This is a genomic window from Flavobacterium sp. W22_SRS_FP1 (assembly GCF_052113685.1).
GTDB lineage: Bacteria > Bacteroidota > Bacteroidia > Flavobacteriales > Flavobacteriaceae > Flavobacterium.
On sequence record NZ_JBGQOE010000003.1, the window covers coordinates 1 to 17,302 of the forward strand.

Genomic DNA, 17,302 nt, shown 5'->3' on the forward strand with positions numbered 1-17,302 from the left:
CGCAGTCAACTTAAAAAGAATACTCAAATTAATGTAGGAAAATCAAAGCTACATGCGCAGTACACTCAATGAGCCTAAAAAGTCAAAAATCGACTCTAATCAAAATAAGTGAAGTTTTTCAGTGGCCTCGTAAAAATTGAAGCGGTTTTTTAGTTTCTACCTTTTTCGTCAAAATACAAGTTATGCAAGTGCTCGCTTTGCCAAAATTCTTTGGTGTCGATATCCATTATAGTCAAAGGTCCTTTGAAAGCCGCTCCAGTATCGACATTCCAAACACATGCCATTTGCAAAGGTTCGGTTTTTCCTACTCTTGTTACAGGTGTATGTCCAATATAAATCTCATCGTACAATGTTAAGCGTTTGGGATACAATAAATCATTGGGTTTTATACTTCGATCTAAAGCTAATGCAGTTTCCCACAAGGTTCTGTCCCAATAAAATAGTTTTGGATAAAATTCATATTTCACACCGTTCAAGTTCGTAAATCCAGCATGAACAAAAAGACGATTTTTTTCATCTAAATAATAATCTTCTAGAGATAATAGAAAGTCGATGTGCAGTTGCTTTGTGTTTTTATCTACTTGTTCATATGCTAAAATCGTTGCTTCTCCCCCGTGCTTATGCCACAAAGGGTTGTCCTTAGTTTCTTTGAGCCAATGCAATAATAATTCATCGTGGTTACCACGAATAAAAATACAATTATTAGTGCTTTTTAATTGAATAAGATAATCTATTACCTGAGGAGATTGGCTCCAGCCATCTACATAATCTCCTAAAAAAATTAAGCTGTCCTGCGGAGTAACGTTAGCTCTTTCCATAATTTGGTGAAGTGCACGCAAACCTCCGTGGATGTCACCTATAACTAATGTTCTCATTTGGTGTGTTCTCAATAGGGTTTTCTAAAAGCCTAAGTAGGCTTTTTCTAGGTGATAAAAATAGGCAAAAGAGTTTGTACCTAAGAGATTTTAATTAGTTTTTTCGATAGAAAAGAGTCTAAAACAGCTCGATTTGCGTTAAAACAGCTTTATTATGAGTTAGTAAATCTGTTGGATTAGTTTTCCTTCTTCTGTTGATTGTATAAAAGAATGTGATTTGAATTAGGACAGATTGGAAAAATGAAGTGGTAAAACGATTATTGGTCCAGCCTTGAAATATACCCAGTTTTAGTGATTGATTAGTTTAATAATTAAGCTTAGCTTTAAAAAAAATAAAACGTCAGAAAAATGAATGCAATTATCGCTTTTTCACTTTTAATTATGGAAATGATATGTAGTCTTATAAACGACTTATTATTTGGTTGAAAGTTTAGTTTCTCTTGTAGGCATAACTAAGATTTTAATTACCCTACTTTTGATATAGTAATTATTAATGCTAGAGAATTAATAGCCATCATGCCCTTAAAATTTTAATGGCAACTTACTGCACGTCATATTTCATCTTCCTCAAAATCCGCATGGCTTCTTTAAAGGACAAATATATTTGTGGATAGGGTTTCAATAACGGTTTTGCTTCAATCAGTTTTTCTTTCGCATCATCAAATCCGTTGAGGTAACAAATCATGAAAGTGGAGGGTAAATTTTCCAGATCCCTATGTTCTCGTTCAATCAAGGCTTGTTCTTTCTTCAATTTTTTTAATAAGGCTAGATTGGAGTTATATATGTGGTGGAGTAGTTTGCGATTGAATTCTGGAGGCTGAAAAAGCATTTCACTTTCAATCCTATAATAGCCATTTTCGTAAAAGTAAATAGTTTGTTTTTCCAATGGATAATAACTTGTTTTGTCATTCAATCCCAAAGGGACATATTCCATTATGGTAAAAGAGTGTTCGTCATAGTTGATCGCGACAACATCTTGCGCCGAATAGAATAATTTCACTTGTTCATTGATGAGTTCAATATCAACACGCGATAAAAAGAGGGTTCCACGCACTATTTTAGGAATTCCAGCCCAGCAAATGATAAATAATTCTTTGAATACTTTGTATTTTGGTGCCATGTCTTTGTGCCGAAAATTCATAAAATCAAAGACGCCATCCAAAGTATGTTCAATATTGTTCCTCGAACTATTTTCAATACCAATAACGGTTTCTGTATTTTGATAATTTTTTTCGATCTTATCCTCCGTTGGCGTCGTATTGCTGCCTCGTCTGATAAAGACGCTCCCAGCAGGAATGGTATGAATTCCCTTTTTGAAAAAGGAACTGTTTTTTTTTGGTTTAACAGTTACTAGTCCTATGACTTTATCTTTAGGTAGATTCGGAAAAGGTACATTCTCGTATTGTATTTTGGGAGGATTTTCCAGGTAAGCATTAACTAAATTCTGAATATGACTGTCGTCAAAAAAATCATCTCCCACAATTTCGTTGTCTTGGTCTTCTACTCCCACGACGATATAGGAATTATTATTAGGATTAGAATTTGACAATGCACAAATGTGTTTCAAAAATTTTGCTTTTCCTTCTCGCGTATGTAAATTTAGCTGGCGTTTTTTATCGTAAAAACTGCACTCATCGTTATAGGCGAGCAGGTTTTTGATTAAAAGACGTTTATTTATCATTTGGTAAATACTGAGTTTGTAAAATAATTAAAAGTGAAATTATTGAGCTAAAGTAAAATTTATTCGCTAAATTTATGTATTGATTTTACGTTGTTAATATACTAATTTTTAATAATTTAAAGATATGAAAAAGATAAAATTTTGCTTAAAAGGCTTTTTTGCAATAAGCTTAATGGGTTTAGTTTTTTTGGGATGTGATAGTAATAATGATGCATCCGGAACTTCAAGAGTGACTGTTAGAATGGTGGATGCTCCAGGAGATTATGACGAGGTGAATGTCGAGGTACTAGACATTTTGATAAAAGACAATTCAGACACCGGTGATCAAGGTTGGGTAAGTATTGGAGATGCTCTTGAAGTTGGACCAGGTAAAATTTATAACTTACTTGATTTAACAGGAGGCGTTAATATTTTATTGGCAGACAACTTAGTCCCTTCTGGAAAGTTGGGCCAAATTCGGTTATTGTTAGGAGACGAAAATTCTTTAATGCTGAAAGGGGCCACAACTACTATTCCTTTGAAAACGCCAAGCGCCCAGCAATCAGGTTTGAAACTCAAGGTTAACCAAACCTTAGAAGGAGGGAAAACGTATGAGTTTTTATTAGATTTTGATGTGGAGCATTCAGTTGTCAAAGCTGGAAATTCAGGGATTTATAATTTACACCCCGTGATCAGAGTTACCACAAAAGAAAATACGGGGGGCATTAAAGGAAAGGTTGTAAGTCCTTCTCCATTTCCAGCAGATTTTGCAGTTTTAGTATCTATACCTGTGGAAGGCGGAACAATTTCTTCGTACATGAATTTGGAAACGGGAGAATTTCTTTTAAGCGGTGTCCCTGCCGGCAAACATACTGTAACTCTAGACCCTGGAGCAGATTCAGCATATGCAGCAAGAATTATTGAGAATACGGATGTAATCAATGGGTCAATTACGGATGTGGGTGATCAAACTTTTATTTTAAAATAATCTAAATTAGTTAAGAAAAAAAAGCAGCTGTCTCACAGCTGCTTTTTTTAAATTTAGTGCGTTAATCTGTTCATCGGTATTTTTCGACTTCGTGATCACGATTACTAATTCGGTTTAAAATCAATCTTTTTTTACAATAGTTGATGAAGCTTGCGCCGTGCTCATTACTACTAGATCAGCAATATTGATATGATATGGTCTAGAAACTACAAAGTGGATGATACCAGCAATATCTTCGGGCTGCAACGGATCGAAACCTTTATACACATTTGAAGCTCTGTCGGTATCTCCTTTGAAACGTACCTCACTAAATTCAGTTTGCACCATTCCGGGATGAATTGCACCAACCCTTATTCCAAATGGGTTTAGATCCATACGCATTCCTTGATTTAGCGCATCAACGGCATGTTTTGTGGCACAATAGACATTTCCATTTGGATATACTTCTTTTGCAGCAGTGGAACCGATATTAATAATATGGCCTGATTTTCTTTCGATCATTTGAGGGATGATGGCTTTAGAAACATATAAAAGTCCTTTTACATTGATGTCGATCATGGCGTCCCAATCGTCTAAATCGCCATTTTGAATGGGATCTAAACCATGCGCATTACCAGCATTGTTAATTAGGATGTCAATTTTTGAAAACGCTTCTGGCAAGGAATTGATCTGCTCTGAAACGGCTTTTTTATCCCTAACATCAAAATGTAAAGTGTGCACTTCGGTCAATTTAGAAAGTTCAGTCTCAATGGCAAGCAGGCGGTCTTCCCGTCTTCCGCAAAGGATGATTTTATATTTGTTTTTTGCTAATAGTTCAGCTGTGGCTTTACCAATACCGCTTGTGGCACCAGTTATGAGGACTGTTTTATTCATAGTTCGTATTGCTATTTAGTTTCTAATTATTTATTTTTTGTGGGAAGGAGGTATGGTTTGAAAAGGTATAACCAATTTAAGGCACGTCTTTTCCCATGCTTTCTGACCAGATGGCAAACCAATCTTCTTTCTCGAGTTCTAATCCAACCGCTTTCATTAATGATTGTATTCGAGCCACATTTACGGTTCCTGCAATCGGAATAACTTTTGACGGATGTTTCAAAACCCAAGAGAGCAAAATGGTATCGGAACCCAAATGATATTTAGAAACTAGTGTCGCCAATAGTTTTTTCAATCGGTGCGTTTGTGGAATATCTTTCCTGAATACGCAACCTAAAGGATTCCATGACATAGGCCTAATGTCATGCATTTGCATATAGTCAAAACTTCCGTCGAGCATTGGTTCGAAATTAGTTGCCGAAAACTGGACTTGATTATAGCTAATTTCCGTTTTTTGACGAATCAATTCGGTCTGTGAAGAGGTAAAATTTGAAAGTCCGAAATCGATAATTTTCCCCTCAGATTTTAGTTTTTCAACTGCTTCAGCAATTTCGTCGGCTTGCATCAATGGACTTGGTCTGTGTAGCAAAAATACGTCTAAATAATCAGTTTGTAGGTTCTTTAAGGATTGTTCAACGGACTGGATAATATGCGATTTGGAATAGTCGTAATGTTTGATAGTATTATCCCTGTTTTCTGACAGCATCCTTATGCCGCATTTAGAAATTAATTGTATTTTTTCTCTCGCTATTTTGCTCGAGGCAAATCCTTTCCCGAAACCCGCCTCGGTGGTGTAAGATCCATAAATATCGGCGTGATCAAAGCTAGTTATCTTGTTCTCTACGCAAACGTGAATCATGTTTTCCATTTCCTTTGAAGTGAGGTTTTTATCCCAGACTCCCCAATTCATGGTACCCGCTATTATAGGGGATAATGTTGTTTTACTCATGGTTTTTATTTTTTAAGGAAATCACTAATTCAGTGATTCCGAAGTATATTTTTTAAAGTTCTTAAAAATATAAAAATTGTATCATAATTCGACCTTAAAATTAGAGCAATGATTGAAGTTTTAACCATTTTTTAACATCTTACGTCTAAAAAATAATTCAATTTGCACTCTCAAAATGAAGACATTAAATTCAAGGTTTTAAATATATCAATATGGAAGAAAATACATCGACTTTAGACATTAGAGCAATCAATGAAAAAATAGAGAGAGAGAGCGCTTTTATCGACCTCCTGACTATGGAAATGAATAAAGTGATTGTGGGTCAAAAGCACATGATTGAGCGATTATTAATTGGACTTTTGGGTCAGGGACATATTTTGTTAGAAGGTGTTCCGGGATTAGCAAAAACATTGGCCATAAATACACTTTCACAAGCAGTGCATGGTTCATTTAGCAGAATCCAGTTTACTCCTGATTTATTGCCTGCGGATGTTGTAGGGACAATGATTTACAATATTAAACAAAATGAATTTTCCATAAAAAAAGGACCTATTTTTGCCAATTTTGTCCTTGCCGATGAGATTAACCGTGCTCCGGCCAAAGTGCAATCAGCGTTGCTGGAAGCGATGCAGGAAAAACAAGTAACCATTGGAGACACCACTTTCAAGTTAGATAGACCTTTCTTGGTCTTGGCCACGCAAAACCCTATCGAGCAAGAGGGAACATACCAACTTCCAGAAGCGCAAGTCGATCGTTTTATGTTGAAAACGGTGATCGATTATCCTAAAATGGATGAAGAGCGTCTGGTTATGCGTCAAAATCTAAAAGGAAACTATGAGAAAGTAAATCAAGTGGTTTCTGTGGAACAGATTTTACGTGCGCAAGAAGCAGTTCGTGAAGTATATATGGACGAAAAAATAGAAAAATACATCCTTGATATTGTTTTTGCCACTCGTTTCCCAGAGAAGTACAAACTGGCAGACTTGAAGCCGCTAATCAGTTTTGGGGCTTCACCACGGGGAAGTATCAATTTAGCCAATGCGGCCAAATGTTATGCTTTCATCAAGCGTCGCGGTTATGTTATTCCAGAGGATGTTCGTGCCGTTGTTCACGATGTTTTGCGTCACAGAGTAGGTATTACCTATGAAGCGGAAGCAGAAAATATTACTTCTGTTGATATTATTAATAAAATAATTAACGAAGTTGAAGTACCTTAAATTTAGTATGCAGTGCTCAGCCCGTAATTAATTAAGTCCCTTATGGACCTAATTAGCTGAATACTAAAGTAACTGAATGCTGAACACTCTAAAAAATGGATACAAAAGAGCTTTTAAAGAAAGTACGAAAAATAGAAATTAAAACCCGAAGATTGAGCGATCATATCTTTTCGGGGGAATACCATACTTCGTTCAAGGGGCGCGGAATGACTTTCAGCGAAGTGCGCCAATATCAGTATGGAGATGACATTCGTGCTATTGACTGGAACGTAACGGCGAGATATAACGAAGCGCATGTCAAAGTTTTTGAAGAAGAGCGTGAATTGACGATGATGCTGATGGTTGATATTTCAGGCTCTGAGAGCTTTGGTTCCAAAAAACAATTCAAAAAAGATATTGTTACTGAAATCGCTGCGACGATGGCTTTTTCAGCTACGCAAAATAATGATAAAATAGGATTGATTTTATTTTCGGACCAAATCGAATTATACATCCCGCCAAAAAAAGGACGATCACACGTATTGCGCATTATCCGAGAATTGATAGAGTTTCAGCCTAAAAGCTATAAAACGGATATTGCTCAAGCATTGAAGTTTTTATCAAGTACTCAAAAGAAGAAGGCAATCGTGTTTATGATTTCTGATTTCATGTCTGAGGACTATGAGCAAACCTTGAAAATAGCTTCTAAAAAACATGATATAACCGGTATTCGAGTATTTGATATTCGAGAAGAAAAGATGCCCAATGTTGGTATGGTTTCAATGCTTGACGCCGAAACGGGGGAAACCCAGTTGATTGATACCAGTTCTAAAACGGTTCGACTAAACTATGAAAAATATTATAGGGATAAAGTGAACTATTTTAAGGAAACCTTCAGTAAATCAGGTTCCGGGGTTGTTAATACTAGAGTTGACGAAAGTTATGTGACTAAATTGTTAGGTTATTTTAAATCGAGATAGAGATTAAGTATTAATACAGTCAAAATAAATCTCAAATAATTTAGTTTTTTGAGGTCAAACGAATAATGATTTTGGAAAAAAAGCAAAATCTCAAACCGTTATCCTAAAATCAAAAATTCGCAAAAGTGAAAAATGAAAAATAATTATTACCTACTAATACTGTTGATTTCCACTGCTGTTTTTGCTCAACAAAAAAGGCCTGAAACAAGTATAGATACAACAAAAAATAAAATCGGCGCCGAGTTTAAATTAACAATAAAAACTTCGGTTGATACTTTGTCCAAAGTTATTTTTCCGAACCTTAAAAATATTGGTGCCCTAGAAGTGATACATTCTTACCCGATTGACACGGTTAAGAAAGACGACCGCTATGAACTAATCAAGAAATACGGATTGACACAATTTGATTCTGGAAAATATGTGGTTCCTAGCATAAAGATTTTTATCAACAGTAAACCGTATATGACGGACTCTCTTTTAGTGGAAGTTGCAAATGTTCGGGTTGATACATTGAAACAAAAAATGTATGACATTAAGGAAATCACTCCGGTTAAGAGTACGTTGGGCGACTGGTGGAAATACTTGTTGGTACTTGCTTTAATTCTGGGTATTGGCGCATTGGTTTATTGGTTTGTAAAAAAGAAGCAAAAGAAAAAAATCGAGGAAGAGGTATATAAAACACCTATTGAAAGAGCCACTAGTTTACTGAACAGCTTAGAAAAGAAAGAGCTTTGGCAAAAGGGAGAAGTTAAAGAATATTATAGCGAATTAACAGATATCGCGAGAAATTATATTGAGGAAGCGATAGAAATTCCTGCTATGGAAAGCACGACTTCTGAGCTGATATTGGGACTTAGAGCCGCATCCGTCAGAAAAAAAATGACGGTTTCAAGAGAAACTATAGAAAATCTGGAGAGGGTGTTGAAACAAGCAGATTTAGTAAAGTTTGCCAAGTCAAAACCTTTAGATTACGAAATAACGGAAGATAAAAATAAAATACAAAAAGCAATTTTAACACTTGATAGTGCTATTCCTATTGAGGTGGAGATTGAAGAAGATGCGATACTGAATGAAGCGCAAAAACAAAAACAGATCAAAATCCAGTTAAAGAAAAAGAGAAAGAGAAGAATTCTTACTGCAGTAGCTTCAGTTCTTTTATTGCTATTGGCAACCACAAGTTATTTTGTCGTGACCAAAGGTTTTACTTATGTGAAAGACACAATAGTCGGTAATTCTAATAAGGAATTATTAGAAGGGGAATGGATAAAAAGCACTTACGGGAATCCAGGGGTTAGCATAGAAACCCCCGAAGTGCTGAAAAGGGTAGATTTGAAAAAATCATTGCCTAAAAACGGATTGGCCCTTATTAAAGAAATGAATTCTTTTACCTACGGTAGTGTTTCTGATAATTTTTACCTGATGGTTTCTACTCTAAAATACAAGCAGGACTCAACGGCAGTGGATTTGAAAAAATCTTTAGAAGTGAGCTTGCAGACATTAGAGTCTCAAGGGGCGCAAAATATGATTGTGAAGCAAGAAGATTTTGAGACGAGAGAGGGAGTAACCGGTATAAAAGGATATGGTACTTTTTCGAGAGTAAATGACAAATCTATAGGGAGCGAAAAATTATATTATGAGATAGTATTATTTAGTCAAGAAGGGGGATTGCAACAAATCATGATTTTCCATGAAGATGGGGATTCCTATGCAAATGAAATAGCTAACCGGGTTTTCAACTCAGTCGAATTAATACAAGTAAGTAAATAATGACGAAAATAACTTTTCTAAATCCTGAGTTCTTCTGGTTGTTTCTTTTGATTCCAATTGCCATTGTTTGGGTGGTTTTCAAAAGAAACAAGCAGGCGGTCACTTTAAAAATTAGTTCAATTCAAGGATTCAAGGGATCAAATTCTTTATTGGCAAGGTTTAAACCTTTTTTGAGCGTATTCCGTTTATTAGCGTTAAGCTCCTTAATTGTGGCCATGGCGAGACCAAGAACGGTTGATATAAGCAATCAAACAAAAACGACAAGGGGAATCGACATTGTAATGGCGGTGGATGTTTCAGGGAGTATGTTGGCCAAAGATTTGAAGCCAAACCGAATGGAAGCGCTAAAGAGGGTGGCGGCCGATTTTGTTGACGAAAGATCTAACGACAGGATAGGGCTTGTGGTTTATGCCTCTGAAGCGTATACAAAAACACCGGTAACCAGCGATAAAGCGGTCGTTCTTCAGGCTATTAAGAGCATTAAATACGACAATGTTTTACAAGATGGCACTGGAATAGGTATGGGATTGGCCACGGCCATAAACAGATTGAAAGACAGTAAGGCTAAAAGTAAAGTGGTTATTCTTTTGACGGACGGTGTCAATAATGCAGGTTTTATTGAGCCAGAAACGGCTGCCGATATTGCGAAGCAATATGGTATAAAAGTATATACAATAGGTATTGGAACAAACGGTATGGCTGAATTTCCATACGCAGTGGGTCCAAATGGTCAGTTTTTATTCCAAATGATGAAAGTGGAAATTGACGAGAGACTTTTGAAAAGTGTTGCTAAAAAAACAGAGGGACGGTATTTTCGAGCAACAAGCAATAACAAACTTGCTGAGATTTATGGAGAAATCAATAAATTAGAAACCACCGAAATCGAAGAGCTGAAGTTCTATGATTATGACGAGAAATACAGACCTTTTGTTTGGCTTGCAGGGTTTCTACTATTAGCAGAAATTGGTTTAAGAAATACAGTGTACAAAAGCTTTATATGATGTTCAGTTGGCGCAACTGTTGAATTATTTAAGATTATGAAAATGTAAGGAAGGATTGTTCATCAACTTTAATGTTAGTTTGTTAAAGAATGGAGTAAAGAGAGTGATAAATAGCACTCTTTGATTTAAAATAATTTTGTGTGCTTTGTGCTAAAACTTAGTGCCCTTTGTGTTTAAGAAAATATGGAATTAGACGAAAAAAAATATTTATACCTGCTTTTCATACTACCATTAGTAGTGTTGTTGTTTCTTTTCAATTTATATTGGAAACAAAAAAAGCAGCGTGAATTCGGAGATTTAGATGCCATAAAAAGGTTAAGTCCGGAGAGATCTACTTTTAAACCCACTTTAAAGTTGGTAATTATTCTTCTAGCGTTAGCGGGATTGATACTGGGATTAGTAAATCCAAAAATAGGAACCAAAATGGAAACCGTGAAACGGGAAGGGATTGATATCGTTTTTGCGATGGATATTTCTAAAAGTATGCTTGCAGAAGATGTGGCTCCGAGCCGATTGGAAAAAAGCAAACAGATTATTTCACAAATTATAAATCAATTAGGAAGCGACAGAATAGGGATCGTAGCTTATGCAGGAAGTGCGTTTCCGGTCTTGCCTATAACTACTGATTACAGCGTCGCTAAAATGTTTTTGCAAAGCATGAATACCGACATGGTTTCTTCTCAAGGTACCTCTCTTGATGAAGCTATAAAATTGTCGGCGACGTATTTTGACGATAAAAGCAAAACGAGCAAGTTGTTGATTTTAATTTCAGATGGAGAAGATCATTCTGAAGGGGCTCAGGCAGCGGCAGAAGAAGCTAATAAGCAAGGAATGAGAATCATTACAATTGGTATTGGAACCGATAAAGGAGGGACTATTCCTTTAAAAAGGAACGGAATTGTGGAAAGCTATCAACGTGACAATAATGACCAAGTTGTCGTAACTAAATTAAACCGTGCCAGTCTAGAAGCTATTGCTAAGGCTACTAAAGGGGGTTATGTAAGCGGAAACAATACAAAGGAAGTCCTGGAATACATAAAGAGTAACCTAGATAAAATTCAAAAAACAGAATTTGAATCTACTCAAATGGCTGATTTTCAGTCGCAATTTCAATGGTTTCTTGGAATTGCATTTGGCTTATTGTTTTTGGATTTCTTCTTGTTGGAAGGAAAAACTAACTGGGTCAGAAAGTTGAATTTATTTAATGAAGAAAAGTAAATCTCTATTCCTTCAATGTTTAGGCTTTGCAGGATTAACAGAATTAAATTAAAATGAAAAACAGTAAAAAACGCATATTTGTCTCTTTCCTATTTCTCCTTTGGGGAATAGCAGCGGTGACTGCACAAGAGAAGGATAAAAGTTTACCCAAAGCCAATGCGGAATATGAAGACAGTAAATTTGCTGAGGCTGAGGCCAATTACAGAATTTCGAGCTCAAAATTTCCTGGCAGAACAATAGCTTCCTATAACTTAGGAAATACCATATATAAGCAAAATCAAGCTTCGGAAGCAAAGTTTGCATATGCAAAATCAATCAAAAATGCCAAAACTAGACCTCAAAAACATAAGGCCTATCACAATTTAGGTAATGTTTTTATGAAGGAAAAAAACTATTCTGAAGCAGTTGAGGCGTATAAAAACGCACTGCGTAACAAGCCGTCGGACGAGGAAACGAGATACAATTATGCCTTGGCTAAAAAGATGCTTAAGGACAACCCTCCAAAAGACGACAAGGACAAGGACAAAAAAGACAAGGACAAGGATAAAAAAGACGAAAAAGATAAAGATAAAAAAGACGACAAGGGCGACAAGGACAAGGATAAAAAAGACGAAAAAGATAACGACGGAAAAAATAAGGACGACAAATCGAAAAATGAAGAAAAACCGAAGCCAGCTCCCGGAGGAATTTCTAAACAACGATTAGAAAATCTTTTGGATGCCGTCAGTAATGAAGAAAAGAAAGTCCAAGACAAAGTAAACGCTTCGAAGGTACAAGGAAAGCCAACGAAAACCGAGAAAGATTGGTAATCAGTTTGGCAATTTCAGCAAAGAAATAATAGAATTTAATATATATATCCGGTAAGGAAAGATTGAATAAGAAAATGAAGAGATATTTGGTTTTACTACTGATTAGTTTTCAAGGACTTTTGGCTCAAGTGCAGTTTGAAGCGAAAGTCAGCAAAACAACACTTGGATTAAACGAAAGACTTCGTGTGGACTTTGTCATGAATATTGATGGTGATAACTTTAATCAACCTTCTTTTGATGGATTTAAACTAATTGCAGGACCTAGCCAGCAAGTGAGTCAGTCTTGGGTAAATGGCAGAAGCTCTTTTGAGAAAATTTATTCCTATTATCTTTTGCCAAATCAAAAAGGAAGCTTGGTAATCAAGCAGGCTACGATTGAATACAATGGGCAAGTATATAAGACATCTCCAATAAAAGTCAACGTAACAGCTGCCGTTGAACAACCTAGAGACCCAAATGACACCAGTGTTTTGGCAAATAATAATATTTATCTGGTTGCTGATATCTCTAAAATGAACCCCTATGTGAACGAACCGATTACGGTTGTATATAAATTGTATTTTAGTTTTAATGTAGGTATTGACAATTTTAAAGAATTAAACAAGCCCAAATTCAATAATTTTTGGAGTCAAAATATCGAAATAAAACAGCTTGTGGCTGAAGAAGGTATGTTTAAGGGTGAGAATTACCGCTACGTTGTGTTAAAAAAGGTGGTCTTGTATCCCCAAAAACCTGGTAAGCTTGATATTGAGCCTTTATCGATGGATATTGATGTACAACTGCCCAGTAATCGAAGAGACGTTTTTGGAAGAATGGTCTTAATCGAGGATAATAAAAGGGTATCGGCTGGAGCTAAAACCATAACGGTTAAAGCACTTCCAGAAAATGGCAAACCAGAAGATTTTTCTGGGGCTGTTGGTAATTTTGATTTCAAAGTTACGCCTACTAAAACGAACCTAAAAAATGGGGAAAGTCTTGATTTAATTGTAAGCGTTACCGGTAAGGGAAATATGAAATTGTTTAGTTTGCCAAAACCTGTAGTTCCTAATGCATTAGAAATGTATGATCCTGTTCACAACGAGCAAGTTACTACTTCATTGGCAGGGATGTCCGGAAAAGTGTCGGATAATTATACTATCGTGCCACAATACAAAGGGAACTATCCTGTAAAACCAATGCAATTTTCCTATTTCGATTTGGGGTCAAAATCCTATAAAACGATAACATCTGCTGAGGTAATGATCAATGTACTTGAAGGTCCTACCGATACTAGAATTGCTAAAACTGAAAATTCTACTAGTGATAAGAATGCCGTTGCGAGTTTAGAGCAATTTAAATACATTAAATTAAAAACTAATCTTATCCCGAAAGCCAAAAATGATTTCTTTGGATCTAATTTGTTTTTTGGATTACTGTTTATACCCTTTTTAATGTTGCCGCTTATTGTTTTGTTTAAGAAGAAGAAAGAAGCTATTGACGGGGATGTTGTCGGTAATAGGATTCGAAGGAATAACAAGTTGGCTAAGAAATACTTGTCTGAGGCAAAAAGGCAAATTAAAAACAAGGAGCCTTTTTATGTTGCTTTAGAAAAAGCAATGCATAATTTCTTGAAGGCTAAATTGCATATCGAAACTTCAGAAATGAGTAAAGACAATATTAAGGAATTATTATTAGAGAAAAATGCCAGCCCAGAAGGGGTAGCCGATTTTATTGCTCTTACGGAGAATTGTGAAATTGCTAGATATGCTCCGGCCTCAAGTGCTACAATCCAGAAGGATTATGATAAGGCGGTTGTAATAATCTCCGAACTTGAAAAGCAGATATAACAATTGATAATCAGAAATACAATTGACAATTGAAATAAAATGAAAAATATTTTTTATATACTATTACTGACTACTCAAGTTTTCTTTGCCCAAAATGGTTTTGAAACTGGAAACGATTTATACCAAAAAAGTAAATACAAGGAAGCGATTGCGGCCTATGAAAATGTTTTGAAATCCAACAAGCAATCTGCCGAGGTATATTTTAACTTGGGAAACTGCTACTACAAGCTCAATCAGGTAGCGCCAGCGATTTATAATTACGAAAAGGCATTGTTGTTTAGTCCAAATGATAGCGAAGTGCTCGAGAACCTAAGATTTGCACAGAAGCGTACCATAGACGAAATAAAAGTAATTCCCAAAGTGGGTTTTGGCAAATTGCTTCGGGAATTTACGGCCACCTATCATTACAATACTTGGGCATGGATTTCGGTTTCCTTTTCCGTGTTGTTTTTATTTTCTTTTATTGGCTACTATTTTTCTCAATTGACATTGTACAAAAGAACATTTTTTGTGGGAATGTTTGTGTTGTTTTTTTTACTTCTGATTAGTGTCGCAGCAGCTATTTTCGAAAAAAGCCATTATAGGAATGAAAAACCTGCAATTGTCTTTGCTGAAATGGTAGAGTTGAAGAGTGAACCTCAAAAGTTAAGTTCAAATGTGATAACGTTGCACGAAGGGACAAAGGTTTATGTGAAAGAAACACTTGAAAACTGGAAAAAAGTTCAGTTAACGGATGGAAGTGAGGGTTGGATTGAAGCAAATGCCATTAAAGAAGTGAAGTGATTTAAACTTTAGAACTAATTACTTTTCAAAAACTGGTTTTAAACGGGATTGCTTTGTTTTTTATTTTTAAAATCAGTGTACCAAGTTTCTAGAGAAGGATAAATATATTTTGAAGTCTCTTGAATTGGGTTATAAAAAATCGAACTGTCGAGAGTTTTTTCTTTTACAATCATATTGTTGATGTTGACTTTCTGAAAAAGATTGAAAAGAATACTCAAAAGTAAGACGTTCTTTATAACACTAAAAAATCCTCCGGCGAGTTTATTAACCCAGCCTAAAAAAGCAAAGTCCATAATTCCCGTAAAAACCTTTGCTAATAAATGTACCGCTAAAACTACAGCTATAAAAGTCAATCCAAAAGCAATTATCTCGATATATTTAGGTGACCAAGAAACATGGCCAGCAAGAGATTTTCGAATCAAATAAGAGAATTTTATGGCAACATAGATTCCCAATAGCAATGAAATCAACGAGGCTAATTCTATAAATAGACCATTTTTCATGCCTTTATACAAGGCGTAAAGTAGTAAGGAACCTAAAACAATATCTAAAAAACTCATAGTTAAAGAATAAAGAGAAAATAGCAAAGATAGGGGAATAAAGAAAATAGAGGGAAGAACAGCAAGAAAAGAAAGCAAAAGAGAAAAGGTATTAAAAGAATGAAGAAAATAGAGAATAGAAAATCCCGAAGTCAAAAATGGAGTTCCTATCTTTGCAAAAATTAATTTTTTTAAACGCAAAGGATGAAGTGTTTTATCTTTATTCTTTATTCTATTTTGTAAAAAAATGTCAAGAGATACACAACTTAAAGACCGCTGGGAAAACCTAGTAAACATACTTTCAAATCAGTTTTCGCAAGGTGAAGATTTAGATTTGGACGCCATTATTTATTTAATCGGAGTGCAGGAACTTGGAAAGGTTCATAGTGAATATAAAAAAGACGAGAAATTAAATTTGATGCATATTGCCATTTGTAGGTTATTAGAGCCTTATGGATTCTATGAATTCGAGTTTTTTGATGAAGATGGTTGGCCGCATTATACCGTAAAAGAAGAATTACCACCTCTAAAGGCGGGAGAGCAATCTGTTTTAATGAAAGAAGCGATTGTTAATTATTTTCTGGAAAGAGAAGTTATAGAATAAGGATTTAGGATTGCAGATTTATGAGTTTTGATTTTAGCGTGTAAAGTTTGAACTTTAAACTATAAACCTGAAACAAATTATGTAAATTTGCGCACTCAATTATGGAATGAAAATGATAGAAAAGATAAAAGAATATATTGGTGAAGCACAAGCTTTCTCAACACAAAATGCATCAGAACTAGAAGCTTTCCGAATTAAATTTCTTGGAAGTAAAGGTGTTTTAAAAGAATTTTTTGCCGAATTCAAAAATGTTCCTAACGAACAAAAAAAGGAATTTGGACAAGTGATTAACTTGTTAAAGACCTCTGCTGAAGAAAAGGTAAAATCAATACAGGAAGCTTTAGAAAACAAAGAAGAAAGTAAGGGGTTTTATGGTGATTTGACAAGATCGGGCGAGCCGGTAACTATTGGTTCACGACACCCTATATCTCTAGTTAAAAACCAAATTATAGATATTTTTTCAAATATTGGTTTCAATGTTTCTGAAGGGCCTGAAATCGAAGATGATTGGCATAATTTTACCGCATTAAACTTGCCAGAATACCATCCGGCGCGTGATATGCAGGATACTTTTTTTATTCAAACCGATCCTGATATTTTGTTGCGCACCCATACCTCATCAGTTCAGGTGCGTTACATGGAAAACAACAAGCCGCCCATACGTACTATTTCACCAGGAAGAGTTTTTCGTAATGAGGCAGTTTCCTCTCGTTCGCATTGTATTTTCCACCAAGTAGAAGGTTTATATATCGACAAAGATGTTTCATTTGCCGACTTGAAACAAACGCTTTTGCATTTTACAAAGGAGATGTTCGGAAAATCAAAAATCCGATTGCGTCCCTCTTATTTTCCATTCACGGAACCAAGTGCCGAAATTGATATTTATTGGGGACTGAAAACCGAAACAGATTACAGAATCACCAAGGGAACTGGTTGGTTAGAAATTGGCGGTTGCGGAATGGTAGACCCTAATGTGCTTAAAAACTGCGGAATAGATTCAGACGAATATACTGGTTTTGCTTTCGGGATGGGAATTGAAAGAATTGCCATGCTGAATTATCAAATCGGTGATATCCGTATGTTTTACGAAAATGACGTTCGTTTCTTGGAGCAGTTCAAAGCGAGTATTTAATTAATAAGAATTCGGAGCTATTTCCAGCTATTCGTTACAATCTTTTCTTGTTTTAAAGAAAAATAAGAAAAGGATTTTCACTTCTATCTGGGCTAGGAAGTT

General features: G+C 35.5%; 16 protein-coding genes. 11 read left to right on the forward strand and 5 right to left on the reverse strand.

What is annotated here, in order from left to right:
- Window positions 1-149: 149 nt before the first annotated feature.
- Entirely contained in the window at window positions 150-875 is a 726-nt protein-coding gene (locus ACEN2H_RS02600; protein WP_441730121.1) for a metallophosphoesterase, read from the reverse strand.
- Between the two features lie 541 nt (window positions 876-1,416).
- Window positions 1,417-2,556, reverse strand: a complete 1,140-nt coding sequence (locus tag ACEN2H_RS02605) for an ATP-binding protein (RefSeq protein WP_441730123.1) — start codon at window positions 2,554-2,556, stop codon at window positions 1,417-1,419.
- Between the two features lie 124 nt (window positions 2,557-2,680).
- Here ACEN2H_RS02605 and ACEN2H_RS02610 point away from each other — a divergent pair, with 124 nt between their 5' ends.
- Entirely contained in the window at window positions 2,681-3,523 is an 843-nt protein-coding gene (locus ACEN2H_RS02610) for a DUF4382 domain-containing protein (RefSeq protein WP_441730125.1), read from the forward strand.
- 120 nt (window positions 3,524-3,643) lie between these two features.
- On the opposite strand, the gene ACEN2H_RS02615 is transcribed toward ACEN2H_RS02610, so the two are convergent.
- A complete protein-coding gene (locus ACEN2H_RS02615) occupies window positions 3,644-4,396 on the reverse strand; it encodes an SDR family NAD(P)-dependent oxidoreductase (protein WP_441730127.1) in 753 nt (250 codons plus the stop codon).
- Between the two features lie 76 nt (window positions 4,397-4,472).
- Entirely contained in the window at window positions 4,473-5,345 is an 873-nt protein-coding gene (locus tag ACEN2H_RS02620; protein WP_441730129.1) for an aldo/keto reductase, read from the reverse strand.
- A 212-nt stretch (window positions 5,346-5,557) separates the two neighbouring features.
- Here ACEN2H_RS02620 and ACEN2H_RS02625 point away from each other — a divergent pair, with 212 nt between their 5' ends.
- The 8 genes from ACEN2H_RS02625 (at window position 5,558) to ACEN2H_RS02660 (ending at window position 14,925) form a co-directional block, all read left to right on the forward strand.
- Window positions 5,558-6,562: an AAA family ATPase gene (locus ACEN2H_RS02625; RefSeq protein WP_441730131.1), complete on the forward strand. Its 1,005-nt coding sequence runs from the start codon at window positions 5,558-5,560 to the stop codon at window positions 6,560-6,562.
- Window positions 6,563-6,657: 95 nt separating this feature from the next.
- Window positions 6,658-7,521: a DUF58 domain-containing protein gene (locus ACEN2H_RS02630; protein ID WP_441730133.1), complete on the forward strand. Its 864-nt coding sequence runs from the start codon at window positions 6,658-6,660 to the stop codon at window positions 7,519-7,521.
- Between the two features lie 132 nt (window positions 7,522-7,653).
- Complete coding sequence (locus ACEN2H_RS02635) at window positions 7,654-9,288, forward strand: hypothetical protein (RefSeq protein WP_441730135.1); 1,635 nt, start codon at window positions 7,654-7,656, stop codon at window positions 9,286-9,288.
- Complete coding sequence (locus ACEN2H_RS02640) at window positions 9,288-10,289, forward strand: vWA domain-containing protein (RefSeq protein ID WP_441730137.1); 1,002 nt, start codon at window positions 9,288-9,290, stop codon at window positions 10,287-10,289. The genes ACEN2H_RS02635 and ACEN2H_RS02640 overlap by 1 nt, the downstream gene beginning before the upstream one ends.
- Before the next feature lie 183 nt (window positions 10,290-10,472).
- Complete coding sequence (locus ACEN2H_RS02645; RefSeq protein WP_441730139.1) at window positions 10,473-11,507, forward strand: VWA domain-containing protein; 1,035 nt, start codon at window positions 10,473-10,475, stop codon at window positions 11,505-11,507.
- A gap of 53 nt (window positions 11,508-11,560) precedes the next feature.
- Complete coding sequence (locus ACEN2H_RS02650) at window positions 11,561-12,316, forward strand: tetratricopeptide repeat protein (protein ID WP_441730141.1); 756 nt, start codon at window positions 11,561-11,563, stop codon at window positions 12,314-12,316.
- A 74-nt stretch (window positions 12,317-12,390) separates the two neighbouring features.
- The gene (locus ACEN2H_RS02655; protein WP_441730143.1) at window positions 12,391-14,142 is read left to right on the forward strand and encodes a BatD family protein; all 1,752 of its coding nucleotides are present in this window, start codon (window positions 12,391-12,393) and stop codon (window positions 14,140-14,142) included.
- 39 nt (window positions 14,143-14,181) lie between these two features.
- Window positions 14,182-14,925, forward strand: coding sequence for a tetratricopeptide repeat protein (locus ACEN2H_RS02660; protein WP_441730145.1), 744 nt, complete (start codon window positions 14,182-14,184; stop codon window positions 14,923-14,925).
- Window positions 14,926-14,963: 38 nt separating this feature from the next.
- Here the strand turns inward: ACEN2H_RS02660 and ACEN2H_RS02665 are convergent, their stop codons facing one another.
- On the reverse strand, window positions 14,964-15,485 hold the full coding sequence (locus ACEN2H_RS02665) for a CvpA family protein (RefSeq protein WP_441730147.1): 522 nt from the start codon (window positions 15,483-15,485) through the stop codon (window positions 14,964-14,966).
- A 226-nt stretch (window positions 15,486-15,711) separates the two neighbouring features.
- Here ACEN2H_RS02665 and ACEN2H_RS02670 point away from each other — a divergent pair, with 226 nt between their 5' ends.
- Both ACEN2H_RS02670 and pheS read left to right on the forward strand, forming a co-directional pair.
- Window positions 15,712-16,068, forward strand: coding sequence for a hypothetical protein (locus ACEN2H_RS02670; protein WP_441730148.1), 357 nt, complete (start codon window positions 15,712-15,714; stop codon window positions 16,066-16,068).
- Window positions 16,069-16,180: 112 nt separating this feature from the next.
- Complete coding sequence (gene pheS / locus ACEN2H_RS02675; RefSeq protein WP_441730150.1) at window positions 16,181-17,200, forward strand: phenylalanine--tRNA ligase subunit alpha; 1,020 nt, start codon at window positions 16,181-16,183, stop codon at window positions 17,198-17,200.
- The last annotated feature ends 102 nt before the right edge of the window (window positions 17,201-17,302 follow it).